Annotated in this window: 29 protein-coding genes; 22 read left to right on the top strand and 7 right to left on the bottom strand. The window is 70.7% G+C overall.

Annotated elements, in window-relative coordinates; genetic code table 11:
- The first annotated feature begins 40 nt into the window (after positions 1-40).
- Entirely contained in the window at positions 41-1,153 is a 1,113-nt protein-coding gene (locus DMB42_RS49785; protein WP_221762715.1) for a serine hydrolase, read from the top strand.
- 83 nt (positions 1,154-1,236) lie between these two features.
- Positions 1,237-2,202, top strand: coding sequence for an alpha/beta hydrolase (locus DMB42_RS49780; protein ID WP_125648366.1), 966 nt, complete (start codon positions 1,237-1,239; stop codon positions 2,200-2,202).
- A 20-nt stretch (positions 2,203-2,222) separates the two neighbouring features.
- On the opposite strand, the gene DMB42_RS49775 is transcribed toward DMB42_RS49780, so the two are convergent.
- Positions 2,223-2,510: a hypothetical protein gene (locus DMB42_RS49775; protein ID WP_125648363.1), complete on the bottom strand. Its 288-nt coding sequence runs from the start codon at positions 2,508-2,510 to the stop codon at positions 2,223-2,225.
- 348 nt (positions 2,511-2,858) lie between these two features.
- Positions 2,859-3,158 (bottom strand): DUF4193 domain-containing protein, encoded by a 300-nt coding sequence (locus DMB42_RS49770; protein WP_125648559.1) that lies wholly within the window; start codon positions 3,156-3,158, stop codon positions 2,859-2,861.
- A 228-nt stretch (positions 3,159-3,386) separates the two neighbouring features.
- On the opposite strand from DMB42_RS49770, the gene DMB42_RS49765 reads away from it, so the two are divergent.
- The 7 genes from DMB42_RS49765 to DMB42_RS49735 all read left to right on the top strand — a co-directional run bounded on the left by DMB42_RS49765 (position 3,387) and on the right by DMB42_RS49735 (position 8,188).
- Entirely contained in the window at positions 3,387-4,274 is an 888-nt protein-coding gene (locus tag DMB42_RS49765) for a lipase family protein (RefSeq protein WP_125648360.1), read from the top strand.
- A 142-nt stretch (positions 4,275-4,416) separates the two neighbouring features.
- Positions 4,417-4,806, top strand: a complete 390-nt coding sequence (locus tag DMB42_RS49760) for a metalloregulator ArsR/SmtB family transcription factor (RefSeq protein ID WP_125648357.1) — start codon at positions 4,417-4,419, stop codon at positions 4,804-4,806.
- Positions 4,803-5,510 (top strand): cation transporter, encoded by a 708-nt coding sequence (locus DMB42_RS49755; RefSeq protein ID WP_125648354.1) that lies wholly within the window; start codon positions 4,803-4,805, stop codon positions 5,508-5,510. Before DMB42_RS49760 ends, DMB42_RS49755 begins: the two co-directional genes overlap by 4 nt.
- Positions 5,507-5,857 (top strand): DUF3703 domain-containing protein, encoded by a 351-nt coding sequence (locus DMB42_RS49750; protein WP_185845286.1) that lies wholly within the window; start codon positions 5,507-5,509, stop codon positions 5,855-5,857. The genes DMB42_RS49755 and DMB42_RS49750 overlap by 4 nt, the downstream gene beginning before the upstream one ends.
- A gap of 9 nt (positions 5,858-5,866) precedes the next feature.
- Complete coding sequence (locus DMB42_RS49745) at positions 5,867-6,199, top strand: MerR family DNA-binding protein (RefSeq protein ID WP_125648351.1); 333 nt, start codon at positions 5,867-5,869, stop codon at positions 6,197-6,199.
- 169 nt (positions 6,200-6,368) lie between these two features.
- The gene (locus DMB42_RS49740) at positions 6,369-7,385 is read left to right on the top strand and encodes a bile acid:sodium symporter (RefSeq protein ID WP_125648555.1); all 1,017 of its coding nucleotides are present in this window, start codon (positions 6,369-6,371) and stop codon (positions 7,383-7,385) included.
- Positions 7,386-7,672: 287 nt separating this feature from the next.
- Complete coding sequence (locus DMB42_RS49735) at positions 7,673-8,188, top strand: helix-turn-helix domain-containing protein (protein WP_260478395.1); 516 nt, start codon at positions 7,673-7,675, stop codon at positions 8,186-8,188.
- Here the strand turns inward: DMB42_RS49735 and DMB42_RS49730 are convergent.
- Entirely contained in the window at positions 8,185-8,799 is a 615-nt protein-coding gene (locus DMB42_RS49730) for a TetR/AcrR family transcriptional regulator (protein ID WP_125648348.1), read from the bottom strand. The two genes, DMB42_RS49735 and DMB42_RS49730, sit on opposite strands and share 4 nt — an antisense overlap.
- 64 nt (positions 8,800-8,863) lie before the next feature.
- On the opposite strand from DMB42_RS49730, the gene DMB42_RS49725 reads away from it, so the two are divergent.
- A complete protein-coding gene (locus DMB42_RS49725) occupies positions 8,864-9,871 on the top strand; it encodes an ATP-binding cassette domain-containing protein (protein ID WP_125648345.1) in 1,008 nt (335 codons plus the stop codon).
- Positions 9,868-10,692, top strand: a complete 825-nt coding sequence (locus DMB42_RS49720; RefSeq protein WP_125648342.1) for an ABC transporter permease — start codon at positions 9,868-9,870, stop codon at positions 10,690-10,692. The genes DMB42_RS49725 and DMB42_RS49720 overlap by 4 nt, the downstream gene beginning before the upstream one ends.
- On the opposite strand, the gene DMB42_RS49715 is transcribed toward DMB42_RS49720, so the two are convergent.
- A complete protein-coding gene (locus DMB42_RS49715) occupies positions 10,618-11,235 on the bottom strand; it encodes a GNAT family N-acetyltransferase (protein ID WP_125648339.1) in 618 nt (205 codons plus the stop codon). The two genes, DMB42_RS49720 and DMB42_RS49715, sit on opposite strands and share 75 nt — an antisense overlap.
- A gap of 261 nt (positions 11,236-11,496) precedes the next feature.
- Between DMB42_RS49715 and DMB42_RS49710 the strand changes: the two genes are divergently transcribed.
- The 4 genes from DMB42_RS49710 (at position 11,497) to DMB42_RS55780 (ending at position 14,873) form a co-directional block, all read left to right on the top strand.
- On the top strand, positions 11,497-12,474 hold the full coding sequence (locus tag DMB42_RS49710) for a hypothetical protein (RefSeq protein WP_125648336.1): 978 nt from the start codon (positions 11,497-11,499) through the stop codon (positions 12,472-12,474).
- 41 nt (positions 12,475-12,515) lie between these two features.
- Positions 12,516-13,748, top strand: a complete 1,233-nt coding sequence (locus tag DMB42_RS49705; RefSeq protein WP_125648334.1) for a sensor histidine kinase — start codon at positions 12,516-12,518, stop codon at positions 13,746-13,748.
- A complete protein-coding gene (locus DMB42_RS49700) occupies positions 13,745-14,395 on the top strand; it encodes a response regulator transcription factor (protein ID WP_125648332.1) in 651 nt (216 codons plus the stop codon). Before DMB42_RS49705 ends, DMB42_RS49700 begins: the two co-directional genes overlap by 4 nt.
- A gap of 343 nt (positions 14,396-14,738) precedes the next feature.
- On the top strand, positions 14,739-14,873 hold the full coding sequence (locus DMB42_RS55780) for a hypothetical protein (protein WP_260478394.1): 135 nt from the start codon (positions 14,739-14,741) through the stop codon (positions 14,871-14,873).
- A 346-nt stretch (positions 14,874-15,219) separates the two neighbouring features.
- Here the strand turns inward: DMB42_RS55780 and DMB42_RS49695 are convergent, their stop codons facing one another.
- Positions 15,220-15,531 (bottom strand): hypothetical protein, encoded by a 312-nt coding sequence (locus tag DMB42_RS49695; RefSeq protein WP_125648329.1) that lies wholly within the window; start codon positions 15,529-15,531, stop codon positions 15,220-15,222.
- Positions 15,532-16,057: 526 nt separating this feature from the next.
- Here DMB42_RS49695 and DMB42_RS49690 point away from each other — a divergent pair.
- The 4 genes from DMB42_RS49690 (at position 16,058) to DMB42_RS49675 (ending at position 19,163) form a co-directional block, all read left to right on the top strand.
- Positions 16,058-16,342, top strand: coding sequence for a transposase (locus DMB42_RS49690; protein WP_185845285.1), 285 nt, complete (start codon positions 16,058-16,060; stop codon positions 16,340-16,342).
- Complete coding sequence (locus DMB42_RS56560) at positions 16,251-16,514, top strand: transposase (RefSeq protein WP_125648554.1); 264 nt, start codon at positions 16,251-16,253, stop codon at positions 16,512-16,514. The genes DMB42_RS49690 and DMB42_RS56560 overlap by 92 nt, the downstream gene beginning before the upstream one ends.
- 54 nt (positions 16,515-16,568) lie before the next feature.
- The gene (locus tag DMB42_RS49680) at positions 16,569-16,787 is read left to right on the top strand and encodes a hypothetical protein (RefSeq protein WP_125648325.1); all 219 of its coding nucleotides are present in this window, start codon (positions 16,569-16,571) and stop codon (positions 16,785-16,787) included.
- 339 nt (positions 16,788-17,126) lie between these two features.
- Positions 17,127-19,163, top strand: a complete 2,037-nt coding sequence (locus DMB42_RS49675) for an endo-1,3-alpha-glucanase family glycosylhydrolase (protein WP_185845284.1) — start codon at positions 17,127-17,129, stop codon at positions 19,161-19,163.
- A 269-nt stretch (positions 19,164-19,432) separates the two neighbouring features.
- On the opposite strand, the gene DMB42_RS49670 is transcribed toward DMB42_RS49675, so the two are convergent.
- Both DMB42_RS49670 and DMB42_RS49665 read right to left on the bottom strand, forming a co-directional pair.
- Positions 19,433-20,377: a hypothetical protein gene (locus DMB42_RS49670; protein ID WP_125648321.1), complete on the bottom strand. Its 945-nt coding sequence runs from the start codon at positions 20,375-20,377 to the stop codon at positions 19,433-19,435.
- Positions 20,374-20,706: a PadR family transcriptional regulator gene (locus tag DMB42_RS49665; protein WP_260478393.1), complete on the bottom strand. Its 333-nt coding sequence runs from the start codon at positions 20,704-20,706 to the stop codon at positions 20,374-20,376. Before DMB42_RS49665 ends, DMB42_RS49670 begins: the two co-directional genes overlap by 4 nt.
- Positions 20,707-21,016: 310 nt before the next feature.
- Here DMB42_RS49665 and DMB42_RS49660 point away from each other — a divergent pair, with 310 nt between their 5' ends.
- The 3 genes from DMB42_RS49660 (at position 21,017) to DMB42_RS49650 (ending at position 23,280) form a co-directional block, all read left to right on the top strand.
- A complete protein-coding gene (locus tag DMB42_RS49660) occupies positions 21,017-21,553 on the top strand; it encodes a PadR family transcriptional regulator (RefSeq protein WP_125648319.1) in 537 nt (178 codons plus the stop codon).
- The gene (locus tag DMB42_RS49655) at positions 21,550-22,305 is read left to right on the top strand and encodes a CPBP family intramembrane glutamic endopeptidase (protein ID WP_125648317.1); all 756 of its coding nucleotides are present in this window, start codon (positions 21,550-21,552) and stop codon (positions 22,303-22,305) included. The genes DMB42_RS49660 and DMB42_RS49655 overlap by 4 nt, the downstream gene beginning before the upstream one ends.
- Before the next feature lie 429 nt (positions 22,306-22,734).
- Entirely contained in the window at positions 22,735-23,280 is a 546-nt protein-coding gene (locus DMB42_RS49650) for an ATP-binding protein (RefSeq protein WP_125648314.1), read from the top strand.
- The last annotated feature ends 124 nt before the right edge of the window (positions 23,281-23,404 follow it).

Here is a 23,404-nt window from a genome sequence, read left to right as displayed (position 1 = left end):
CCGGCACACCGTATTCGGCACGATCGTGGAAGGAGACATCATGCGAGCCAGGACGAGCGGCGTCGTGGCCCTGGCGGTCACCGCGTCGCTGGTGAAGGCGCCCGCGGCGGCGACGGCAACGGCACAGTGTGACACCAGGCCCATCCAGACGGCGCTGGAGGCGCTGAAGGGCGTCGGCGCCCCAGGGATCGTGGTGACGGTGAAGAGCCCGCGTTGCGGCATCCGGAACGGCGGCGTCGGACTCGCCGACCGGCGGACGGGCCGCGCGGTCACCGGCGACGAGCACAGCCGCATCGGCAGCGACACCAAGGCGTGGACCGCCACGGTCGTGCTCCAGCTCGTCGGCGAAGGCCGGATCAGCCTGGACGACACCGTCGAGCGATACCTGCCGGGACTCGTCCGCACCAGACGCTACGACGGACGCGAGATCACGATCCGGCAGCTCCTCCAGCACACCAGCGGCCTGCCCGACTACCTGGAGGCGCCGTTCTGGGACGACGAGGAGGCGCACCGCTGGGACCACATCGAGCCCCTGCGGACGGTCAAGCAGGCCCTCGCCCTGCCCCCGCCCGACAGGACCCCCTCGGGTTTCGCCTACGCCAACACCAACTACAACCTGGCCGGGCTGATCGTCACCAAGGTCACCGGCCGGGGCATCGGCGCCGAGATCGAACGGCGGATCATCCAGCCCCTCGGGCTGCGCGAGACGTACTGGCCCGGCGACCGGACCACGATCGCCAGGCCGGACCTGCGGAGTTACGTGAAGCGGTCAGGGACGCTGGTGGACCGGACGGAATGGAACACCTCCGAGGCCGACGCGTCGGGCGAGCTGATCTCCACCGGCGCCGACGCGACGGCGTTCTGGACCGCGCTGATGACCGGGAAACTGCTGGCCCCGGCCCAGCTCACCGAGATGAAGCGGACCATCCCGGACGACGCCGGCCAGGGCTACGGGCTGGGGGTCGAGCGTTATGAGCACATCCCGGGCATGGACACCTGGGGGCACAGCGGCAGCATGTCCAGCGGTCACACGTTCAGGAACGCCGTCACCGACGACGGCGAGCGGGCCGTGACGCTCCTGATCGACACCGACGAGTTCGACTCCGGCAAGGTCGAGTCCGTCATCGGCGCCCTCATCCGCGACCTCCGCTGACCCCGTTCGGGAACGGCGGCGTTCCCGGACGAAGGTATCCGCCGTCCGCGATCCGGGCTCGGAGCCGGGGAGAGGAGACGTCCATGAAGATGTTCCAGAACCTCGACCCCGAGCTCGCCGCCGCACTCGTCCATCTGGATCTTCCCGAGACCGGCGCGCGCGGCTACACCCATGCCGAGCTGGCGCGGGAACGGGACCGGATGGCCGCGGCGAGGCTGGCCGGTCTCGTCCCCGACCCGGCGGTCCTGATCAAGGACGTATGGGTCCCAGGCCCGGAGGGCGGCCCTGACCTGCGGTTACGCATCCACAGGCCGGCCGGGGCCACGGACGGGCCGCTGCCGTGCGTCTACTGGATCCACGGCGGCGGGATGACGTTCGGCCTGCCGGAACAGGACGACGGCGTCGCCGCCCGGTTCGTACGGGAGCTGCGCTGCGTGGTCGCCTCCCCGGCCTACCGCCTCGCCCCCGAACACCCCGACCCCGCCCCCGTCGAGGACTGCTACGCCGGGCTGCTGTGGCTGGCCGCCTCCGAACCCGGCGTCGATCCCCGCAGGATCGCGATCGGCGGCGCCAGCGCGGGCGCGGGGCTGGCGGCCGGGGTGACGCTGCTGTCCAGGGACCGGGGCGGCCCGGCCCCGGTGTTCCAGGCCCTGAGCGCGCCCATGCTGGACGACCGCGCCGACACCCCGTCCATGACCCAGTACGAGGACGTGCTCGTGATCGACCGGGACTACATCGCCGAGTCGTGGACCGCCCTGCTCGGCGACCGCCGCGCCACGGACGCCGTCTCCCGCTACGCGGCGCCCGCCCGCGCGACCGACCTGTCCGGCCTGCCTCCGGCCCTGGTGGACGTCGGAGAGCTGGAGGTCTTCCGCGACGAGACCGTCCTGTACGCCCTGCGCCTGGCCCGGGCCGGTGTGCCCACCGAGTTGCTGGTCTATCCCGGCGTCTTCCATGGCTCGGAGAAACTGGTCCCGCACGCCGAGATCACCCGCCGCGCCGTCGCGAACCGCCTCGCCGCCCTCCGCCGGGCGTTCCACCGGCCCTGACGACCTGGCCGCCGGGAGGATCAGCCCACCCAGGGCGAGACGAACCCCACGGTCTCCGTCGGCCCGACGGTGAACGAGCCCTCGGCGCGGTCGAACTGGAAGGGGTTGGCGTCGGTGGTGATCCGCGTGGTGACGGTCCTCGTCTCCTGCTGCCGGATGATGACGTCGTACGCCGCGCTGTAGTCGTTCAGGGGGTCGAGGTAAGCGGTCACGGGGGAGATGATCTGCATGGCGCCCGAACCGTTGTAGACCTCCGTCACGGCCTGCTTCCAGTTCGCGCCCGCGCCCCGGATGCAGGCCCGTCCCATGAGCCCGGGGACGGTGTTGCTGAACGTCCATGACCCGCAGGTCGAGTCCGCGGCAGAGGCGGGACGCGCGCTGATCGCCCCTTGGGCGAGTGCCGCTGTGAACAGGACGACGGACAGGAGGATCGACGCTCTTCTGGGCCTTTGAGTGGATGACCGGATGACCATTCTTCGTCCTTTCCCGAGCTGGAACGATCGCCACGACTGCGTTGTCGCTTATGGTGACGAAGCCATCACAGTCTGTGCAGGGCGTCGAGGTCGCGCAACATCCGGTCCGCCTGGTGGACCGCGCCGGCCCCGAGCGGGAGCGACCGCTCGGGCGGGGCGGGTCAGTTTTTGGCGTCGTTCCGGTCAGGCGGCGCACTCCAGGCAGACCGGCTGACCGTCCCGCTCGGAGGTGCGCTGGCTGCGGTGGTGCACCAGGAAGCAGCGCGAGCAGGTGAACTCGTCCGCCTGAGGCGGGATCACCTGTACGGACAGCTCTTCGCTGGACAGATCCGCGCCCGGCAGTTCGAGCGACTCCGCCAGGTCGGTCTCGTCGACGTCGATGCGGCCGGACGAGGTGTCGGCACGACGGGCCTGAAGCTCCTGGAGGCTCTCGTCTCCTGAGTCGTCGTCGGTCTTGCGTGGGCTGTCGTAGTCGGTCGCCATGGTGTTCATCCGCCTCGTCTCGGTGTCTCCGCAGGGCCGCATGTCTTCGTGCCCAATGCGCGAGGAAATTCCCATCCGCGCCCCGGACGAATCCACAACGTGCCCTTCGGCTCGGATACGGCCAAAGAGGACTCATGCCTCAGGTGCGCGCGGACAGGACGTGGACGGTTGGTTAGGGGATGGGTACGGACAGTGATGACAGATCGGAAGATCTACGGGGGACCACTCATGACCACGATCACCTTCGACCATGCCGCCACCGGCTACACCCTGGCCCAGGCCCGGTGTCTGGCCCACGCCGCCGCCCTGGCCTACAAGAACGCCGACCAGGTCGAGGCCACCGCCGCCGGCTGGGGTTTCGACCGCGTCAGAAGTTTCCGGGTGCCGCACGCCGCGCCGTTCCCGCTGGAGGACACCCAGGCGTACATCGCCGCCAGCGACCAGATGATCATCGTGGCGTTCCGCGGCACCCAGCCCGAGGAACTGCGCGACTGGCTCTCGGACGCCAACACCCTGCTCACCCCGTACGCCGCCGTCGAGGGCAACATCCACGCCGGCTTCTACCGGGCGTTGGACGTCGTGCACCCCGCCCTGCTGGAGACCCTGGAGGACTGGCACACCGCCGGCCAGTCGCTCTGGTTCACCGGGCACAGCCTCGGGGGAGCGCTGGCCATGCTGGCCGCCGCCCGTACCCACTTCGAGGACCCCTCGCTGCTGGCCGACGGCGTCTACACCTACGGCCAGCCCCGCACCTGCTGCCCCAAACTCGCCGCCGCCTACGACCAGGCGTTCCGTGGACGTACCTTCCGCTTCGTCAACAACAACGACGTCGTCGCGCAGCTCCCGCCCGTCCCGCTGTTCCACCATGTGGCCGAGGAGCGCTACTTCGACACCCAGGGAAGGCTGCACGAGAAGATGCCCGCCGCGATGGGGCTGATCGACCGGCTCGGCGGCGCCACCGCCGACCCGCTGGCGCCCGGCACCGACGGCATTCGTGATCACTTCATCAACGCGTACCTGGCCAGGTTCGACAGCGCTCAGGAGGGTGCGACTTCCGGCGCGGGCAGGAAGGCGAAGTCCGGCCGAGGTTCGCTGAACGGCCTGCTGCCGGAGTAGGGCCGGGCCCTTGACGCAGGCAGGTGCCGCCGAGTCCGCGGCGCCTGCCCGACCACGCCGCCCGGCTCCAAGGTTGTGGCCTGCTTCCGACGGGCGCACAGGACGGCTGTTCAGCATTCCGTGAATCAGATATCATCGCCATATGACGATCGATCATGAGGGCGGCCGGTGTGTCAGCGCGGACATCGCCGCGGGCATCTCCCCGGCGGCGGCGCTGTTCCACTCCCTGGCCGATGAGACCAGGCTGCGCATCGTGCAGCGCCTGGCGCGCGGCGAGGCCCGCGTGGTGGACCTGACCACCCAGCTCGGACTGGCCCAGTCCACGGTGTCCAAGCATCTGGCCTGCCTGCGCGACTGCGGCCTGATCGACTACCGCGCCGAAGGGCGCCAGTCCTTCTACTCCCTGACCCGGCCCGAGCTGATGGACCTGCTGGCCTCGGCCGAGCAGTTGCTGGCCGCCACCGGCCACGCCGTGACGCTGTGCCCGGCCCACGGCAGCCGGCAGGCCGAGGCGGGGGAGGCGGTGTCGTGACCACGCCGAACCTGACCGTCCCGGCCCGGCGGACGGTCCTGCGACGCAGGATCCGGCTGCTGGTGGCCGCGACCATCACGTACAACGTGATCGAGGCGGTGGTGGCCGTCACCGCCGGATCGCTGGCCTCCTCCGCCGCGCTGATCGGGTTCGGCCTCGACTCCGTGGTGGAGGTCGCCTCGGCCGCCGCGGTGGCCTGGCAGTTCTCCGCGGCCGACCACGAACGCCGGGAGAAGACCGCGCTGCGCGTCATCGCGGTCTCGTTCTTCGCGCTGGCCGCCTATGTCACCTTCGACGCCGTCCGCGCGCTGCTCGGCTCCGGCGAGGCCGAGCACTCCACGCCCGGACTGATCCTGGCCGCGCTCTCGCTGATGATCATGCCGTTCCTGTCGTACGCCCAGCGCCGCGCCGGTCGTGAGCTCGGCTCCGCCTCCGCGGTCGCCGACTCCAAGCAGACCCTGCTGTGCACCTACCTGTCCGGCGTGCTGCTGGTGGGCCTGGCGCTCAACAGCCTGTTCGGCTGGTCCTGGGCCGACACGATCGCCGCCCTGGTCATCGCCGCCGTCGCGGTCAAGGAAGGCCGCGAAGCCTGGCGCGGTGACGTCTGCTGCGCCGTCCCGGCCGACGCCGCCGTCACGTCGTCCACCGCCGCCGGGGGATGCGCCGACGGCTGCTGCGTACCGTCCGAGGAGGACCCCCGATGATCACCCGGCCCATGCCGGCGCGCGTCCGCGCCGCCTACCGCGCCGAGATGCGCGCCGCCCGCACGGCCGCCGCCCCCGAGGCGCGCTGGCGGCACCTGGAACGCGCGCACATCCTGTCCCAGCCCTGGCCCTGGCCCCACACGGCCAACCACCTCGCCATGTTCGCCCTGGCCGTACGGCAACGTGACCGGCGCGAGGCACTCGGGCAGGTGGTACGCATCATCATGGCCGCACCCGGCTCCGCGCTGGGCCGCTACCCCGAGGGCAACACCGGCCGCGCCACCGTCGGCCTGACCCGGCCCATGCCGGTGCCCGCCGACCTGGCCGCGCTGCTCCGAACCGCCTGACCAAAGCCGCTGCGCAGCCCCGGGGGCCACCGCGCCTACCCGCCCGAGACGGTCATGCTGCTGACCGTGATCAAGGCCGCGCAGCGGCTCGGGTTCACCCTGGAGGAGGTGGCCGAACTGCTCGACACCGGACGACGCGGCCACCCCACCCCCGACCTGCGCGCCCGCGCCCAGGCGAAGATCGCCGAGGTGGAGGCCAAGATCGCGGACCTGAGCACCATCCGCGCCGCGCTGACCGCGGTGGTGGCGGCGGGCTGCGACAGCCTGACCGACTGCACCTGCCCCGACTGCCCGCTGCCGTTCGCCGACCTGGCCGAGGGCCGCACGCCGAAGGCGGACTGAGTGTGCCGTGGGCGGCCGCGCGACGGGTCACGGTGTCCGTGAGCACGCTTTCGGGTGATTCGAACGTTTAGCCTGGTGACGGACGTGGTTCCGGGGTCGTGACTCCGCCCGCCCCCCGACCGTTGTGGCGGCCGGAGCATGAGAGGAGCACGAGAGGAGCACGGTGAGCATGTCGCGAGCGGTCGAATGGTGGGACGAGCACCAGATCCCCCTCTACCTGGCCGCGATCGCCACCGGCGCGCTGGCCGGGCTCGCCGCCCCGAGCATCGCCCCGGCGCTGGAGGGCGCGATCAACCCGGTGCTGGCGCTGCTGCTGTTCGCGACGTTCCTCGCCGTGCCGATGGCCGAGGTCGGGCGGGCCTTTCGTGACGTGCGCTTCCTGGTCACGGCGCTGGTGGCGAACTTCGTGGTCGTCCCCGTGATCGTCTACGGCCTGTCCCGGTGCGTCGCCGACGACCGAGGGCTGCTGCTCGGGCTGCTGCTGGTGCTCCTGACCCCGTGCATCGACTACGTGATCGTCTTCACCGGGCTCGCCGGTGGGGCGCGCGCCCGGCTGCTGGCGGCCGCGCCGCTGCTGATGCTGGCGCAGATGCTCCTGCTGCCCGTCTACCTGCTGGCCTTCGCGGGGTCCGACGTGCTGGCCGTGGTGGAGGTCGCGCCGTTCGCGGAGGCGTTCCTCGTTCTCATCGTCGCGCCGCTGGCCGCCGCGGCGCTCGTGCAGGCGCTCGCACGCCGTCGCCGGGCCGGGCGGGTGGTGGAGGAGGTCATGGCCGGGGCGATGGTGCCGCTGATGATGGCCACACTCGCCGTCGTCATCGGCTCCCAGATCGCCGCCGTCGGCGCTCAGGTCGTGACGCTGGCGCGGCTGGTCCCGCTCTACGCGCTCTTCGTCGTCCTCGCCGTGGCCGTGGGCCTGGTCGCCGGCCGTACGGTACGCCTGGACGTCCCGGCCACGCGGGCGGTCATGTTCTCCGCCGCCACCCGCAACTCCCTGGTCGTCCTGCCCCTCGCCCTGGCGTTGCCGCCGGCGCTCGGCATCGCCCCGCTGGCCGTGGTCACCCAGACGCTGGTGGAGCTGGTGGCGATGGTGGTCCTCGTCCGCCTCGTCCCGAGGCTCGTGCCCGAACCGCTCCCGGCGGACGCGTCCACGTCGGCGGGCCACCGCAGCGGCAGGGTGGGGCCATGACGGACGGGGAGGAGACGCCGTCTGACCTGGCGCGCCCGTGAGGGGCGGCGCTCTGCGAGGATCGTGAAGTGGCTCGTAACATGTCGGGAGTGCGTACAGTCGAGCCGGTCCGCGCAGGCGTGCCCCGATGGGAGATCACCGTCCGCGCGAACGGGTCGTCGCCGGGCTGGCTCCCGACCAGGCCCGCGGGCGGGGGCCGGCCAGAAGCTCCGAATGCCTCCAGTTGAGGCTGTCCCCGATGGTCGCGCACGCGGTCCTGGGGCGCCTCCTCCGAGCTGGGCGGGACGGTGGTCACCCTCGACGACCTGTGGGGACGCGAGGCCGTACGGATCCAGGAGCGGCTGCGGGCCGCCGGGTCGTGGGAGGACCGGTTCGCGATCGCCGAGGACGTGCTGGCCCGCCGGGGCGACGCGGGCCGGGCCGTCGATCCGGAGGTCGCCTTCTCGTGGAGGCGGATGGTGGCCAGCCGGGGACGGGTGCGCGTCGAACGGCTCGTCGCCGAGACCGGCTGGAGCCGTAAACGCCTGTGGTCCCGGTTCCGCGCGCAGGTCGGGCTCACCCCGAAGCGGGTCGCCCAGCTCATCCGCTTCGACCACGCGGCCCACCGCCTGGCCGCCGGTCAGCGGGCCGCGACGGTGGCGGTGGAGAGCGGTTACGCCGACCAGTCCCACCTGCACAGGGACGTCATGACCTTCACCGGGACGACCCCGGGCGCGATCGCGCTGTCGCCGTTCCTCGCGGTGGACGACGTCGCCTGGCCGTTCACGCGGGCCCGGAGCGCGGCCGTGCCGATCGGCGCCTAACCGCCCGCGGCGGGCCGGTCGCCGCTGCCGCACAGGCGCAGCGCGCTGCGCAGGCACAGGGCCGCCGCCTCGGGGGGAGCCAGGCGGCCTTCGGAGATCTCCTCCGCGGCGGCGTGCTGGAGGCCGATGACGGCGGCGGCGAGCCAGGCGGCCGGGGGCACCGGGTCGAAGTCGCCGGTGTGCTGGCCGCGCCGGATGAGGCGTTCGAGCCGTGGCGGCACGACGTCGTGGGGGTCGTCGCCCTCGGGCCGGTGGACCCGGCCCACGGTGAGGTCGAGCAGGAGGGGATGGCGGCGCAGGAACCGCCAGCCGGCGTCGAGGAACCCGGCCAGCGCGTCGGGGGGCGGCGCGGTGTCGAGTGCGGCCGCGTCGAGCAGGGCGGCGTACTCCGCGGCGGCGACCTCGATGAGGGCCGCCATCAGGGCGTCGCGCGAGGCGAAGTGCGCGTAGACGGTCTGGCGGGTGACGTTCGCGGTGGTGGCGATCTCTTCCATGCTGGCGTCGGGGCGCTCGCCGAGGACGACGCGGGCCGCGTCGAGGATCGCGTCGATGCTGCGCCGGGCGTCCGAGCGCCGGCGGCGGGGCCGGGTGGCGGTGTGTGCGTCAACCATCGCGCCGATGATATCCCGCCGCAATAACCTTGACAGCGCGTAAGAGATACTTAAGTCTTACGGCATGTCAAAGAACAGCTTGGACGAGAGCCGTCCGGCGATCGAGGCGTACGGACTGGTCAAGATCTACGGCGAGCACCGGGCACTGGACGGGATCGACCTCACGGTCCGGCGCGGCCAGGTGTTCGGCTTCCTCGGGCCCAACGGCGCGGGCAAGACCACCACGATCCGCATCCTGGCCACCCTGACCCGCCCCGACGGCGGCACCGCCCGCGTCCTCGGCCACGACCTGACCGGCGAGCGCGAGGCGATCCGGGCCCGCGTCTCCGTGACCGGCCAGTACGCCGCCCTGGACGAGGACCTGACCGGCCACGAGAACCTGATCATCCTCGGCCGCCTCCACGGCCTGTCCCGCGCGGCCGGCCGGCGGCGCGCCGACGACCTGCTGGCCGCCTTCGACCTGACCGGACCGGCCGGCCGCGCGGTGGGCGGCTACTCGGGCGGGATGCGACGCAGGCTGGACATCGCGGCCGGCCTGATCGTGCCGCCCGACCTGCTGTTCCTCGACGAGCCGACCACCGGGCTCGACCCGCGCAGCCGGGGCCAGGTGTGGGAGCTGGTCCGCCAGGTCGCCGCGGCCGGCACCACGGTGTTGCTCACCACCCAATACCTGGAGGAGGCCGACCAGCTCGCCGAGCAGATCGCCGTCATCGACCGCGGCCGGATCGTGGCCGAGGGCACCAGCGCCCAGCTCAAGTCGCGGGTCGGCTCGGGCGCGCTGCACCTGCGCCTCCTCGACGGCGGGCAGCGCGCGCGGGCCCGGCAGGTGCTGGCCGACGCCCTGGACGGTACGGTCCGCCTGGCCGCCGATCCGCTCGCCCTGTCCGTGCTGCTCCCCGTCCCGGCCGGCGCGGCCGACGTGGGACGGCTGGTCGGGCATGCCATGACTCGCCTCGCCGAGGCCCAGGTGGGCATCGCCGAGATCACCCTCGGCCAGCCCAGCCTGGACGAGGCGTTCCTCGCCCTGACCGGCCACCTGGCCACCCCCGACCACGAGGACGTGCCCGCATGAGCACCACGGCCCAGCCCTACCGGATCGACGTCCTGCTCACCGCGCCCCGGCCACGCCGCCGCGCCGGAGCGCTGACCGCCTCCGCGACCTTCGCCCTGCGGGCCCTGCTCAAGATCAAGCACGACCCCAAACAGCTCGTGGACTCGATCGCCATCCCGATCCTGTTCACCGTGCTGTTCACCTACCTGTTCGGCGGCGCGGTCAGCGGCTCGACCGGCGACTACCTCACGCTCCTCCTGCCGGGCACGCTCACCATGAGCATCGCCATCGTCACCATGTACGGCGGCGCCCGCCTGGCCAAGGACGTCACGACCGGGGCCTTCGACCGCTTCCGTTCCCTGTCGGTGTGGCGCGGCGCGTTCGTGCTCGGCGGGCTGCTCAGCGACGCCGTCCGCTACCTGTTCGCGTCGGCCGTCGTGGTGCTGCTCGGGCTGGTCATGGGCTATCGGCCGGCCGGCGGGATCACGGGGGTGCTCGCCGCGGTGGCGCTGGTCGTCGCCTTCGGGCTCTCGCTGTCCCTGCTGTGGGCCGCGGTCGCCCTGCTCGTGCCCGACCAGGCCGTGGTCATCAGCATCGCGAACGTCGTGCTCATGCCGCTGTCGTTCGCCAGCAACGTCTTCGTCCGGCCCGAGACCATGCCCGGCTGGCTGCGGGCCTTCGTCGAGGTCAACCCGCTCAGCCACGTCGCCACCGCGGCCAGGGGCCTGATGAACCACGCCGGCGGCACCGGCGCGGCCGTCACCTGGTCACTCGTCGCGACCGCCGCCGTCACCGCCGTGTGCGCGCCGCTCGTCCTCCATCTGTACGGCAGGCGCGGATGAGACGTCGCGGAGCGCGCGGTGTTCGGCCTCGGTGATCTCGTGCACCGCGACGGGCCGCCCGTGGGCGGGCACCACGGTCTCGAACGCGAACCGCAGGCCCAGCTTGTCCATCACCCGCCGGGACCGGTCGTTGTCCACGTGACGGATGCTGACGACCCGGTCGAGACCGCATTCGGTGAACCCGAACCGCAGCAGCCGCCGCGCCGCCTCCGTGGCGTAGCCGTGTCCCCAGTGGGGGCGTCCGAACCGCCAGCCGATCTCCACGGCGGGCAGGACCTCGGGCAGGAACGCGGGCACCGCCAGGGCGACCCAGCCGGCCGTCCGCCCGGTCTCCCGGACGACCACCGAGAGCAGGCCGTGGCCGCGTTCGTCCCATTCCTGCCGGGCACGGGCGATCCCCGCCGCGGCCCGCTCCGGAGGCAGCACGGAACCGTCGCCGATGTACCGCATGACCTCGGGGTCGGCGTTCATGGCGGCGAAGGCGTCGAGATCGTTCTCGTCCGGGCGGCGCAGGAGCAGGCGGGCGGTCGTCAACTGGGTCATCCGGTGATGATGCCAGAGCCCGGGACGGGCGGTTCGTCCCATCAGGGCGGCCTTCGAGGAGCCCGCTGACCCACAGCACGGGCCTTCCAGCTTGGGGCGCCCCGCTCTCGCCGACCGGACGGTCTGGCGTCATCCTTCGGGACGACGCCGTCGCGACCTCCGGAGGAGCCGGCCGAGACCCGGTGACGATGTGCGGGGCATCCCCACGGCAGCAGAGTGGGCCGGGTGAACGCCTCTTCCCTACGAAACCGTCCCGCAATCGTGCCGACCCTGATCGTCGCCGTCTGGTCGGTGAGCTATCTGCCCTTCAGCCTGCTCTGGGCTCTCGGAGGGCCCGCATATCCCTTCGACGCCGGCCGTACGGGCGCGGGCAACACCCTGCTCGACCCTCTTCCAGCGGCAGCCGGCGGGGCTGTGCTCGCGGTGTCGGCGCTGGTGGCCGGCGTCGTCGCCGTGCTCGCCGGCAGAGGTCCGCTCAACCGGGCCCCCGCCGTCGCGGCCGTCGCGCTCGGCGCCGGCCTGGCGGTGCTCCTGCCTGACGTGCGCATCATGATGACCGCTGGGTATCTGCCGGTGATGCTGGTCGCCGCGCTCGCCGGCCAGGCTGAGTTCTCGATGATCGCGACCATGCTCACGTGGCCGAGCGTCAACCTGCTCATCCTGATGGCGGCCGGCGTCAGCCTGATGCTCCTGGGGACGCGCGCGCTGATCGCAGGGGCCGGGCGGCCCGGTAGCGCCGCCCGCGCGCTACGGGTCGGGCAGTACGCGACCGCCGTCGCGGTCGCCGTCCCCGTCGTCTACGCCGTCACCCGCTTCGGCTGGTTGCTGGGCGTGCCTGTCGGGATCAGCGACCGGTTCCTGGCCCACATCGCCGAGATCACCCCGATCGGCGCCGGTCTCAGCACGCTCGGTCTCATCGGTGCGGTCCTGACCTTCGGCTTGGTCCGGCCGTGGGGTGAGATCTGGCCGCGCTGGGTGCCGTTCCTGCGCGGGCGTGCGATTCCGGCGAAGTTCCCGGCCTACTTGGCTCTGGCCGTCTCCCTCCCCGTCACTTCCGCCGGACTGATGTACGTCCGCAAGAAGCTCACAGGCGAGCAGGTCGGCCCTGCGGGGGCGAACACCGAACTGGGGGCCTGGCTGCCGGAGATGTTGTGGCCGCTGTGGGGTGCGGCTCTGGCGGTGGCCGCGCTGGCGTACCTCTCCCGCCGCCGGCACCTCGTTCACGTACAGCGACCATAATGGTGGGCGTGCGAGAGTCCCCGTCATCTTCCGATGCCGCGGTGGACTCGTTTCTCGACCGCCATCAGGTGAGCACCGATGCCCTGCTCGCGGTCCTGCTCTTCCTGCCGCTCGGCCTGGTCTCGTTGAGCCTGCTCCGGGCCTCGGACAGTCCTCTGCCGCTCCGCCTGCTCGCGGGTCTCGGCCTGCTGGTGCTGCACGGGTGCGTCGTTCCGCGTCGGCTGCGCCCGCTGGTCGCGTACGGCCTGGCCAGCGCGGCGATGCTGCTGCTGGTGGCACTACCGCCCCTGCATGACCCGGACGGCGCCTACTACCCGGCGGTGCTGCTGCCGAGCACGCTGGTCTTCGGGCTGCTGCTCTACACGGTCTGCGGCCGGCTCGACCTGCTGCCCAGCCTGGCCTGTCTGGGTGTCGCCCTGACGGGTGTGGCCCTGGTCCTGGCGCGTCTGTGGAACCCGGCCTCATGGGGCGGCTCGTCGGGCTCCTACGAGCTGGTCGCTTGGCGGATCGGGTTGTCGGTCGGCCTGGTCGCCGCAGCGGCATGCCTATGGTCGCTGGGCCGCCTCAGCCGGATCCGGGTGTTGTTCCTGTCCGAGCTCAGAGCGAAGGCCGAGCGCGCAGAGGCCGACCGTACGCGGGAGCGGCAGGAGGCGGCGCGGGCGGAGCGCGACCGTATCAGCCGCGAGATGCACGACGTGGTGTCCCACTCGCTCGCCGTCATGGTCAGCCAGGCGGAAGGTGGCAGGCTGTCCGACCCAGGCTCGCCCGGGGCGGATGTGTTCGCCACCATCGCCGGGGTAGGGCGCGAGGCCCTGCGCGACATGCGCGGGCTTCTGGGCGTGCTGCGCGCCGACGGTGGCACCACTCCGCAACCGGGCCTCGGCGATCTCTCCGACCTGCTCGACCAGGTACGCGACACAGGCGTCCGGCTCGACGTACAGGAGGTCGGGGATGCCCGGCCGCTGCGCCCCGCCGTCGACCTGACCGCCTATCGTGTCATCCAAGAGGGCCTGACCAACGTGATCAAACACGCGGGGGCGACGGCGGCCGCCGACATGACGCTGGCCTGGCGCGCGGACAGACTGCACATCACCATCACGAACGACGGCGCCGGCCCGCCCGCCGGAGAGGCCGGCGTGGGGCTGACCGGGATGCGCGAACGTCTCGGCATGGTGGGAGGCACCCTGGAGGCCGGCAGACGCTCCGGCGCCGGCTTCGAACTGTCGGCCACCCTGCCTTATGAGCCGAGGAGTCTCCCATCATCCGGATCATGATCGTCGACGATCAGGAGCTGCTGCGCAACGGCCTGACCATGGTCGTCAGGTCCCAGCCCGACATGGAGGTGGTCGCCGAGGCCGCTGACGGCCTGGCGGCCCTGTCGGCCCTGTCGGCGCCGGAGTCGCGGCACGTCGACGTGGTGGTGATGGACATCCGTATGCCCCGAATGGACGGTGTCATCGCCACCAGGGAGATCCAGCGGCTGGACGACCCGCCGAAGGTGCTGGTGTTGACCACGTTCGATCTCGACGAGCACGCCCTGGCCGCGCTGCGCGCCGGTGCGAGCGGGTTCATGCTGAAGGACGCGCCGGGTGAGGAGATCATCGCTGCGATCCGGCACGTGCACCGGGGTGACTCGATCATCGCGCCCGCCACGACCCGCCGGCTCATCGGGCGGCTCGTCGCGAAGGCCGACACCGACCCGGACGCCGTGCTCAAGGTGCTCACGGAGCGTGAGCGTGAGGTCTTCCTCAGCCTGGCCGGAGGCGCGTCCAACGCCGAGATCGGGGTCGAGTTGTTCTTGTCGGAGACCACGATCAAGACCCACGTGGGGCGCATCCTGACGAAGCTCGGGCTGCGCGACCGGGTCCAGGCGGTGGTCCTGGCGTACGAATCCGGCGTTGTCACTCCGGGCGAGCGTTGAGCGCCGACTGGGGAGTCGGCGTCGGGGTTCTGTACTGGTGCAGATCCCGGCTGGGAGTTCCCGCCAACCCTCCGAGCGCGATGCGATCACTGACCTGGCCCCCAGGAACAGATCGGAGTCCCGATGGCAAGATGCTCGCCTCTGGAGCCATGGATGGCACAGTGCGCCCATCGAGGATCACCGCCTGGCGTCGCGGGTGCGCGGCCACAGTGGCGGATCCTCTGACTAGGGGTGCCACCGGAATACGGCGCGACATGGGCCGCGTCGGAGCGGTGACCGGGCAGAAATGAGGCTCTGTCCCGTTCCTGGAGTGGCGTACTCCCAGGTCAGCAGTGGAGCAACCATGGGAGCCAATCCGGATCAGAGGCGCGGCGCGCACCCCATCATGCCTAGCTTCTCGATCACCTCTCCAGGCCTGGATACGAGCGCCGTGGACAAGTTCCTTGCTGAGCTGGACGACGCGATGGACCGGCTCTGAGCCGCTATCGCTGATTTCTGCACTCAGCCTCCTCGAAGGCCCACCGCGCCACCACGTTCGAAGCCGGTTCGAAACGATGGCCAGAGCCGCTGACGAGTGCATCACGAAGGTCGCCGGTCTCGACAAGGTTGGCCCGCACGTGGTCCGGCAGGAGAACACCGGCCTGCTCACGCAGATGATTCTGGAAGCCCCGCTCACCGAGCCGGCGGCGGGCTGCTCAGATCGATCCCGAGCTGAGAAGAACTCACTCCGAGAACGCGGCTCGCAGCATGGCGACTGTGATGGAGGAAGGCGATGTTTGGCCGAAGGCGATCGTGGACCGGTGGCCCGGGGAGCGTGGTCGGACTCAGTCCAGTGGCCTGAAACTGGGGTAGTTGTCGGTAACGGTTTGGCCCGCGAAAACCGGGATGTAGACCCTGGTCTGGCAGTTGGGGTCGGGGAAGACCAGGATCGTGCCCTGGGTCCGGTTGGTGATGCTGGATTCCCCTTCGAAGCCCTGGTAGCAGCGACCAGCCTCCGGGTTGTTGTACGTCTTCACCTGGCCGGACGCCGATGCCACCCGCACGAGACCCGGTGCTGCGGAGGCCGGACCGGCGATGGTGAGGGCGAGAGCTCCGGCGGCGGTTGCGGCCAGGAGCGCAGTAGAGGTGTGGCGCATCGGGCATCCTCTCACGAAGGTCAACTGACTTATTACAATCTGTCACGAGACAACTGCATTCAGTAACTATCCTGGTCGGCACAACCTTCTTTCGGGCTTGGTACTCGGGGTGCGGGTGAGAATCGTGCCCCAAGGCCCCAGCGAGCAGCTTCGCCACAGGTCACGTCCTCAGAACCGGCCAAGCTCTCAGAGCCTGCTGACAAAGGGATTTGGTGTCCGGGCTCGAGTCAGTAGAGCGCCGTGCTGTGGTCATGAGTGGGTAGTTGCCCCGTAAGCAGGAGCGGGCTCCTGATAGCTGAGGTGTTGTCTAAGCAGTTCAGCGGCCTGGAGCCCGTGGTTGTCTGCACGCCCGTGGCCGTGAACGCCAGCAGTTGCGCCTCACCGGGGTGCGGATGTCGCGGTCGGAAACCGGCATATCCGTCGGATCTGACCGATGCCCAGTGGTCGGTGTTGGAGGGCGAGGCGCGGGGGGTGATGGCCGAGCTGGTCGCGGCGTGGTCTGCCGGAGTAACGGCTGGCTGCGCGGTTGCGCGGGCGGCTGCGTGTCCTGGCCGGGCGGCGTGAGCTGCCGACGGCCGGCTGCGTCGACTCCCAGACCGCCAGGGCGACCGAGACCGTCGGGGCGGCGGCCTGCGGGTACGACGCGGGCAAGAAGCTGAAGGGGCAGAAACGGCACGTCGTGGTGGACACCCTCGGGCTGCTGCTGTGCGTGATCGTCACTGCCGCGTCCGTGCAGGACCCGCGCCGGCGCGCATCCGGTCCTGGCGCTGCTGCGCGAGAAGTTCTCCACCATCACGCCGGTCTGGGCTGATGGCGGCTACGCCGGACGGCTGCAGGTCTGGGCCCGGAAGGCCCTCGACCTGGCGGTCACGATCGTCAAGCGCAGCGACGGCCTGCGGGGCTTCGTGGTGCTGCCCCGCCGGTGGGTGGTGGAAAGGACGTTCGCCTGGCTGGTCCGCTACCGCCGCCTGGCGCGGATCTAGGAACGCAGGCCCGCTCATCACGAGGCCATGATCTGGTGGGCCACCGTGCACCAGATGACCCGCCGACTGACGCGCGAGCTGGCGGGCCTGCCACCCCCTGGCCGCTGGAGCGACCCGCCACCACTACCGGCCTGGCGAGGAAGTGAACTGGCCGCCATCCTCGGGATCGAGAACGTCAACAGCTTCCGCGTCCAGCTGTCTCAATGGTCCCACCAGGGTTACATCAACAAGATCGGACCAGCTCTCTACGGGCCCATGCCCGCCAGCACTTAAGCCTTTGTCAGCAGGCTCTTAGAGCCAGACGCGTACCGGGCTTCCCCACCGCCACCGCCCGGGGGGCGTGCGATCGGCGGCCCCGAGCCGGTCCGCGTCGACGGGATAGTCGGCAGGAAGGTCGAGGCTTCCTTGTGGCGACTCTGTCCCGCGTAACGGGACGATCACGTGTCGGAACATAGCCCGATCCAATCGGACTTATGGCGCAAATGACTATTTATGGAACTGGCCAAAAGGTGGCTTTTGTCGCCGGGGGTTTGTAAGGCACGGCTAAGGTGATCCACATTCACCCCAGGGAACCCCCCGACTGGAGGCCCTTTGTCAACCCATCGACGGGCGGTGCCCGCCGTCCTTGTCGCCGTGGCCTGCGCGCTGAGCGCGGGCGCGGCGGACGCGTCGGCTTCGGCGGCGCCGGTGAGCGTCGTGGTGCCCTCGACCAACGACGTGTTCATCAGTCAGGCCGCGCCGGAAACCGTTTACGGCAGCGCCGAGTGGATGTCGGTCTGCGTCAAGACCTGCAACGACGCCACCAACGCTGAGCGCCGAGCTCTCATGCAGTTCAAGGTCTCCGGCGTCCCGGCCAACGCGCAGAACGTCAAGCTGACGCTCCAGGTGCGTTCGACCCGCACCACCGACACCACCGTCAGCGCGCACAAGGTCACCGGCACGTGGTCGCAGACCACCACCTCCTGGACAACCAGACCGGCGTTCGGCACAGCGCTGACCACCCGCACCGGCTTCACCGCCGACACGGTGGCGGAACTGGACATCAGCAAGGCCTACACCGGCAACGGCACCTACTCCTTCGGCCTGACCGCGTCCAAGGGCCCGGTAGCGGTGCTGTACTCCTCGCGCACGACCGGCAAGGGGCCGAACCTCAAGGTCACCTACACGCCCGCCGCCGCCACCCCGACGGCTACCCCGACCACCGGCCCCACCCCCACGGCGTCCCCGACCACCTCTCCGACGGTCTCCCCGACGGCGTCCCCGACGGCGACGGGCAGCGTGCCCTGCCTGCCGTTCGACAAGCCGGCCGCCTCGACGCTGCGCTCCTACGACAAGAAGGTGTTCGCCTTCTACTTCCCGCCCTATCCGCTGTCCATCGACAACAAGGACCCGGCCAAGGACCAGTACGCCTCATGGCTGGACCCCGCCGGCTCCAACGGCATGTACGCCGAGCAAGGCGGCCACTCCCGCGACCGGCCGCTGACCCGCCCGGTGCGCTCCGGCGACTGGCGGCAGGCGGACTTCGAAGTCGAGGTGCGTCAGGCCATCGCAATGGGCCTGGACGGCTTCATCTACGAGCACCACACCTCGACCAGCGACCAGCGCTTCAACCAGTTCCCCAAGATGCTGGCGGCCGCCAAGGCGGTGGACCCCGGCTTCCGGATCATGCTCAGCCCGGACTTCCCGACCACCAAGGGCGCCGCGCCCGACAAGGTGATCTCCGACGTCCTGATGGCCAAGGGGCACCCGTCGCTGTACAAGCTGCCCGACGGGACGATCCCGCTGGCGCCGTTCTACCCCGAGCGTCAGAGCCCGGCATGGTGGGACACCGTGCGCGAGAAGCTGGCCGCTCAGGGCATGAAGACGGTCCTGGTGCCGATCTTCCTGGACTGGAGCGGCTCGGGCAAGACCGAGTGGAACGACTCCGTGGCCGGCTACTCCTCCTGGGGCGTCCGCTGGCAGAGTTCCACGGACGGCTACCGCAAGTCCGGCATCGAGGCGGCCAAGCGCGGCAAGTTCTACATGGCCCCAGCGGCCCTGGAGGACGTGCGCCCGCGTGACAAGCGCTACTGGGAGCCGTCCAACAGCGGCACCCTGCGGCAGTCGTTCGTCAAGGCCATGGAGGGCGACGCCGACATCGTCAACCTGCTCACCTGGAACGACTACGCCGAGTCGTGGCTGGCCCCGTCCGTCGAGCGCGGCTACGCGCCCGCCGACGTCGTCGCCTACTACACGACCTGGTTCAAGACCGGCAAGGAGCCCAGCGTCAAGCGCGACGCCCTGTACTACTTCCACCGCAGCCACCGCACCGACGCGCCGTTCGACGCCTCGAAGCAGACCATCGGCGCCATCTCCATCCCCTACGGTGACGCGGCCACCAACAACGTCGAACTGCTCGCCTTCGTCAAGGAGGCCGGCACCCTGACCATCAAACAGGGCACGGACGTCCAGACCAAGGAGGTGACCGGGCCGGGCATGGTGTCCTTCAAGGCGCCGATGGTGCCCGGGACAACCCCCGTCTTCGAGCTGAAGCGCAACGGCAAGGTCGTCCAGACGGTCAAGAGCGACACCGCGATCGTCAAGAGCGTCGTCTACCAGGATCTGATCAACCACGCAGGCGGCGGCGTCCCCTGCTCGCGCCCGCTGTAGCGCGCCGCCTCCCGGCCCCGGGACGGGCCGGGAGGCGGCATGTCGCCGCTCGGGATCGGATTCACGGCGAGCGCGACCCGCACGGCCGCGGACGCCGGAGGACCTGGATCCACCACGCCCCCGGCGACCCGCCCAGTGATCAGACCACGTCCTCGTCGATCAGCGAAGGCATCGTGCGTGGACGCAGGACCATGTGCGAGCCTTCCAAGGCCGACGGCGGTACCAGACCATCGAGGCTGCCTGGTCGTTGATCTGCTGGGTGTTTTTCCTCAAGTCGCCGGGGCGTGTCTCTGGCTGCTCCGCAGCCGGGTCAAGGCGGCCCCGGCGGTGAAGGCCAGGGCCGCACACCCGAGCTGGGCAAGGGCCGTGGAGGTGGGCACCCACGGCAGGTCCCCGAGGTCGCCCAGGGCCGCCGCGGGCAGGAACAGCAGCAGCGCCGCCCGCCGCCCCACGGCCGACCGGCACGCGTACCCGGCCGCCAGCGCGACCACGATCAGCCACGGCACCGGCTTCCAGCTCGTGATGATATCGCCGGCGATCACGTCCACCCAGCGCGCGCGCACAATGGCCTTGCTGGCGATGAGCCCCGCGAGGGCGAGCGGCCCCCACAGCAGGAAGGCGCGCCGGGAGATCAGCCCGACCGCACGGTAGGCCGCCGGCATGAAGGCGATGACCAGCGCCATCACCTCGGCCACCAGGAGGGGGCCGTAGTTCGGGAGGAACAACAAGTCCAGATTCAGTTCAGGGTCCGGGTTGCCGGCCTGACGCAGCGCGAATGCGACGACGGCGAGCACGGCGATCCACCGGCGGCCGAACAGTACGGCCGGCGCGGGCAGGGCCGCGACCAGGGCCGGCTCGGTCAGGAAACGGATCGAGCTTGGTTGCTCCAGAAAGGCCGCGCCGTAACGCAGGGACTCGGCGGCCCGCAGCGACACGGTGGCCACCTCGGCGACCAGCATCAGGAACGGCCACAGCGCCACGGCGACGGCCAGCCCGTCGCGCCAGGCGCCCGCCGAGACCGGCCCGAAGGCCCGCCGGGCATGCACCCGCGCCGCGCCCCACAGCAGGTCGGCCACGTCAGCCAGGTCCGGGTGGGTCTGTCCGGGCCGTGCCCCCGCCTGCAGTACTCCCATCATCTCCGCTTCGTGCCGCGCCCGGTGGTCGCGGGGATAGCAGGCCAGCAGCCGCCGGTAGCGGGATTCGAGCGGGCTCATGCCGTTCCTCCCGAGCCGATCACGCGCAGGCGTGCGGTGGCAGCCGTGGCGTGCCTGCGCATCCGCTCGGCCTCCGCCGCCAGCCTCGCGGCGCCGTCGCCGGTCAGCCGGTAGTAGCGGCGCACCCGGCCGTCGACGATCTCTTCCCGGTCCTCGGCGATCAGGCCCTCTTCCTGGAGCCGGTCGAAAGCGGCGTACAGGGTGCCGGCGCGCAGGCGAACCTGGCCGTCCGAGATGCGCTCCACGTCGGTGATGATGCCGTACCCGTGTTGTGGACCGGCAGCTAACGCGGTCAGGATCAGGAAGGTCGGCTCCTGCATCTGTCTCATGTGATCAACATATACCGATCATCTACCTATAGGGCGGACGGCCGTCACAACCGATCAGGGGTCAAGATGACTCGCATGACGACGGCCCCGCGAGAGGCATGGCCGGGCTGGTGACCGTACTGGCGCTGACGGTGAGCGGGTGCGGCGGCGCACCACCGGCCGAGCGTCTCGCCATGCTTCTCAGCACCAATAGTTGATCATCGTGTTGCGACGCCCGCTGGAATTCGCCGTTCAAGGGGGGCTCTCGGCGGTGCTGGTGGTTGGATGCTGGAGGCGTCCGGGGCGGCCGTTCCGGAGTTAGTGTGAAGGCATGCCACCATCCGATTCGGACGGTTCGTTACGGCCCATCACCTTCATCGTCCTCGGCCTGCTGGTGACCGCAGGCCCCCAGACCTCCTACGAGCTGCGGCGCAACGTAGAGCTCTCCGTCGCGTTCTTCTGGCAGGTCCCCCGCTCGCAGCTCTACGCGGAGCCGCAGCGCCTGGTCACGCTCGGCCTGGTCTCCGCGACGCAGGAGGAGATCGGCCGCAGGCGGCGGACGTTCGCCGTCACCGACGCCGGGCGCGAGGAGCTCGTACGCTGGCTCGGGGAGCCGGCCGAGGCGTCGCAGCACCGCGACCCGGCGATGCTCAAGCTCTTCTTCATGGACGCCGCCCCCGAGCTCATCGAACCCCTCGCCCGCCGACGGGTCGAAGAGCTCTCCGGGACGTTGCGCTTCCTCGAACAGCCTGGGCTCGGGGGCGTCCAGCCGAGCCATCTGCGGGTGCTCACCTGGGGGAGAGCGACCGTGCGCGCCAACACCGCCTTCTGGCGATCCGTGCTCGACGACCTCGGGGGAGAACGATGATCAAGCGGCATCCGCTGCTCGCCTTCTTAGCCATGGCCTACCTGGGCTCCTGGATCGGCTGGAGTCCGTGGTGGCTGTCGCAGAGCGGGGTGGGGCTTCTGCCGTACGAGCTCTCGCTCCCGGCGATCGCGGGCGTCAACCAGCTCGGCCTGCTCGCCGGTCCGTTCGCGGCGGCGATCGTGGTCACCCGCGTGGTCGAGGGGCCTTCCGGGTGGCGGCGGCTGCTGCGGTGGCGGGCGCATCCCGGCTGGTACGTCCTCGCTCTCGCGGTGATCCCCTTCGCGGTCGCCGTGGGGTACACCGTGCAGATCGGGGCGGCGGCGGCCGTCACCTACGTCGTCTACCTGATCGGCGGGCCGGTCCAGGAGGAGCCCGGCTGGCGCGGCGTGGCGCTGCCCCTGCTCCAGCGGAGGCTGCATCCGCTCGCCGCCGCGTCGGTGCTCGGGGTGATCCACTGCTTCTGGCACGCGCCGCTCTTCCTGACCCGCGAGTGGGACACCGCGAGGAGCGACGCCGGGCAGCTCGTCGCCTACCTGGTGCTGACGGTTGCGCTGTCGATCGTACTGGCGTGGCTGGTCAACGGGTCGCGGGGGAGCATGGCGGTGGCCGTCCTCGGGCACAACGGCGTCAACTGGGCGCTCTTCCTGGCGGGGACGACCGTCACGAACACCTGGCCGGCGGCCCTGGGCCTGGCGGCGCTCGCGGTCCTGGCCGTGGCCGTGACCAGAGGACGGCTCGGCGTGCCTCAGTAGCGGTCGAGGTGGGGGTTGAGGAACGGCGGCACAGCCGTTGGCGGCACCTGCCGGTAACTGGGTTGACCGAACACATCTCATGCTCTGTCGAGACGCGTCACTGGTAATCCGGTCCTACGAACCGCGTGGCGGCCTGCCGCCGAAACCCAGCGGCCGAGCGGAACCGACGCACAGGTCAGCACCCTGTTACTCGCCGGGACCAGCAATGGCTGTTCCGATGTCCCCCAATTCCGAGCACCGGGAGGAGTGCGGCGCTCAGGTGCGCGTGTACGTGGTCCATGTCCCGGTAGGCGTAGGCCAGGTTGTTTGAGGGTGTCTTCAAGCCTCTTTAGCGATCTTGGTTTGTTCCTGAGAACCAAGCCCGCGGGAGAGATCTTCGGTGGCCGTGGAATCGCCGCGGCAGCCTTCACAGGAAGCGGGGAGCCGCGGATGAGAGTCGGAATCTCCGGCGCGCACGGGACAGGGAAGACGACGCTGGCCGAGGCGCTGTGTGAGCACCTGCCGGGCCACGTGGCGGTCGACGAGCCGTACTACCTGCTTGAGGAGGAAGGGTACGAGTTCGGGTTCCCGCCCTCCTTGGAGGATTACCGGGCCATGTTCGCGCGCTCGGTGCAGAGTATGACCTCGCCTCTTTCGGCGGCCGGGGTTGTCTTTGACCGGACGCCACTGGACTACCTCGCGTACATGGCCGCTCTTGGCGCCGACCCCTCGGGCGAGGCCGGAACCGCAGAGCTCCGGGCCGCCTTTGCGGGCCTTGACCTGCTGATCGTTACGCCGGTCACGGCGGAGACGGAGCGGGTGTTGCCGGCTGCGGAGATGCACGTGCTTCGCTCGCGGGTGAATGATGCGCTGCTGGACCTGGTCTATGACGACCCGCTGAGCGCCTGGGAGTCCATCCCGGTGCTGGAGCTCAGCGGATCGCTGGACGGCCGACTGGGCGCGGTCCTTGCCGCGCTGGGGCAGGCGGTGTCCTAGGAGCTGTTTCTTAGATCTGCTGACTGATCGTGTCTAGGCCGTCACGATGGGCCTATGGGTCGAGGTGACTTAACCAACGCGGAGTGGGAGCGGCTCAAGCCGCTGCTGCCCGAAGGTGGCCGGC

The sequence above is a fragment of the Nonomuraea sp. WAC 01424 genome (assembly GCF_003947315.1).
In the GTDB taxonomy this organism is placed as follows: domain Bacteria; phylum Actinomycetota; class Actinomycetes; order Streptosporangiales; family Streptosporangiaceae; genus Nonomuraea; species Nonomuraea spiralis.
The sequence above is the reverse complement of the archived record's forward strand: the minus strand, read 5'-3'. Positions and strand labels throughout refer to the sequence as shown.

Excerpts from the sequence above, each read along its gene's own strand:
- DMB42_RS49680 (WP_125648325.1), top strand. The coding sequence starts at position 16,569 with ATGACCCGCCGACTGACGCGCGAGCTGGCGGGCCTGCCACCCCCTGGC.
- DMB42_RS49740 (WP_125648555.1), top strand. The coding sequence starts at position 6,369 with ATGTCGCGAGCGGTCGAATGGTGGGACGAGCACCAGATCCCCCTCTAC.
- DMB42_RS55780 (WP_260478394.1), top strand. The coding sequence starts at position 14,739 with ATGGGAGCCAATCCGGATCAGAGGCGCGGCGCGCACCCCATCATGCCT.
- DMB42_RS49775 (WP_125648363.1), bottom strand. The coding sequence starts at position 2,510 with ATGGGACGGGCCTGCATCCGGGGCGCGGGCGCGAACTGGAAGCAGGCC.
- DMB42_RS49660 (WP_125648319.1), top strand. The coding sequence starts at position 21,017 with ATGCCACCATCCGATTCGGACGGTTCGTTACGGCCCATCACCTTCATC.
- DMB42_RS49670 (WP_125648321.1), bottom strand. The coding sequence starts at position 20,377 with ATGAGCCCGCTCGAATCCCGCTACCGGCGGCTGCTGGCCTGCTATCCC.
- DMB42_RS49650 (WP_125648314.1), top strand. The coding sequence starts at position 22,735 with ATGAGAGTCGGAATCTCCGGCGCGCACGGGACAGGGAAGACGACGCTG.
- DMB42_RS49770 (WP_125648559.1), bottom strand. The coding sequence starts at position 3,158 with ATGGCGACCGACTACGACAGCCCACGCAAGACCGACGACGACTCAGGA.
- DMB42_RS49725 (WP_125648345.1), top strand. The coding sequence starts at position 8,864 with ATGTCAAAGAACAGCTTGGACGAGAGCCGTCCGGCGATCGAGGCGTAC.
- DMB42_RS49695 (WP_125648329.1), bottom strand. The coding sequence starts at position 15,531 with ATGCGCCACACCTCTACTGCGCTCCTGGCCGCAACCGCCGCCGGAGCT.
- DMB42_RS49780 (WP_125648366.1), top strand. The coding sequence starts at position 1,237 with ATGAAGATGTTCCAGAACCTCGACCCCGAGCTCGCCGCCGCACTCGTC.
- DMB42_RS49715 (WP_125648339.1), bottom strand. The coding sequence starts at position 11,235 with ATGACCCAGTTGACGACCGCCCGCCTGCTCCTGCGCCGCCCGGACGAG.
- DMB42_RS49785 (WP_221762715.1), top strand. The coding sequence starts at position 41 with ATGCGAGCCAGGACGAGCGGCGTCGTGGCCCTGGCGGTCACCGCGTCG.
- DMB42_RS49760 (WP_125648357.1), top strand. The coding sequence starts at position 4,417 with ATGACGATCGATCATGAGGGCGGCCGGTGTGTCAGCGCGGACATCGCC.
- DMB42_RS49750 (WP_185845286.1), top strand. The coding sequence starts at position 5,507 with ATGATCACCCGGCCCATGCCGGCGCGCGTCCGCGCCGCCTACCGCGCC.
- DMB42_RS49720 (WP_125648342.1), top strand. The coding sequence starts at position 9,868 with ATGAGCACCACGGCCCAGCCCTACCGGATCGACGTCCTGCTCACCGCG.
- DMB42_RS49765 (WP_125648360.1), top strand. The coding sequence starts at position 3,387 with ATGACCACGATCACCTTCGACCATGCCGCCACCGGCTACACCCTGGCC.
- DMB42_RS49700 (WP_125648332.1), top strand. The coding sequence starts at position 13,745 with ATGATCGTCGACGATCAGGAGCTGCTGCGCAACGGCCTGACCATGGTC.
- DMB42_RS49665 (WP_260478393.1), bottom strand. The coding sequence starts at position 20,706 with ATGAGACAGATGCAGGAGCCGACCTTCCTGATCCTGACCGCGTTAGCT.
- DMB42_RS49730 (WP_125648348.1), bottom strand. The coding sequence starts at position 8,799 with ATGGTTGACGCACACACCGCCACCCGGCCCCGCCGCCGGCGCTCGGAC.
- DMB42_RS49655 (WP_125648317.1), top strand. The coding sequence starts at position 21,550 with ATGATCAAGCGGCATCCGCTGCTCGCCTTCTTAGCCATGGCCTACCTG.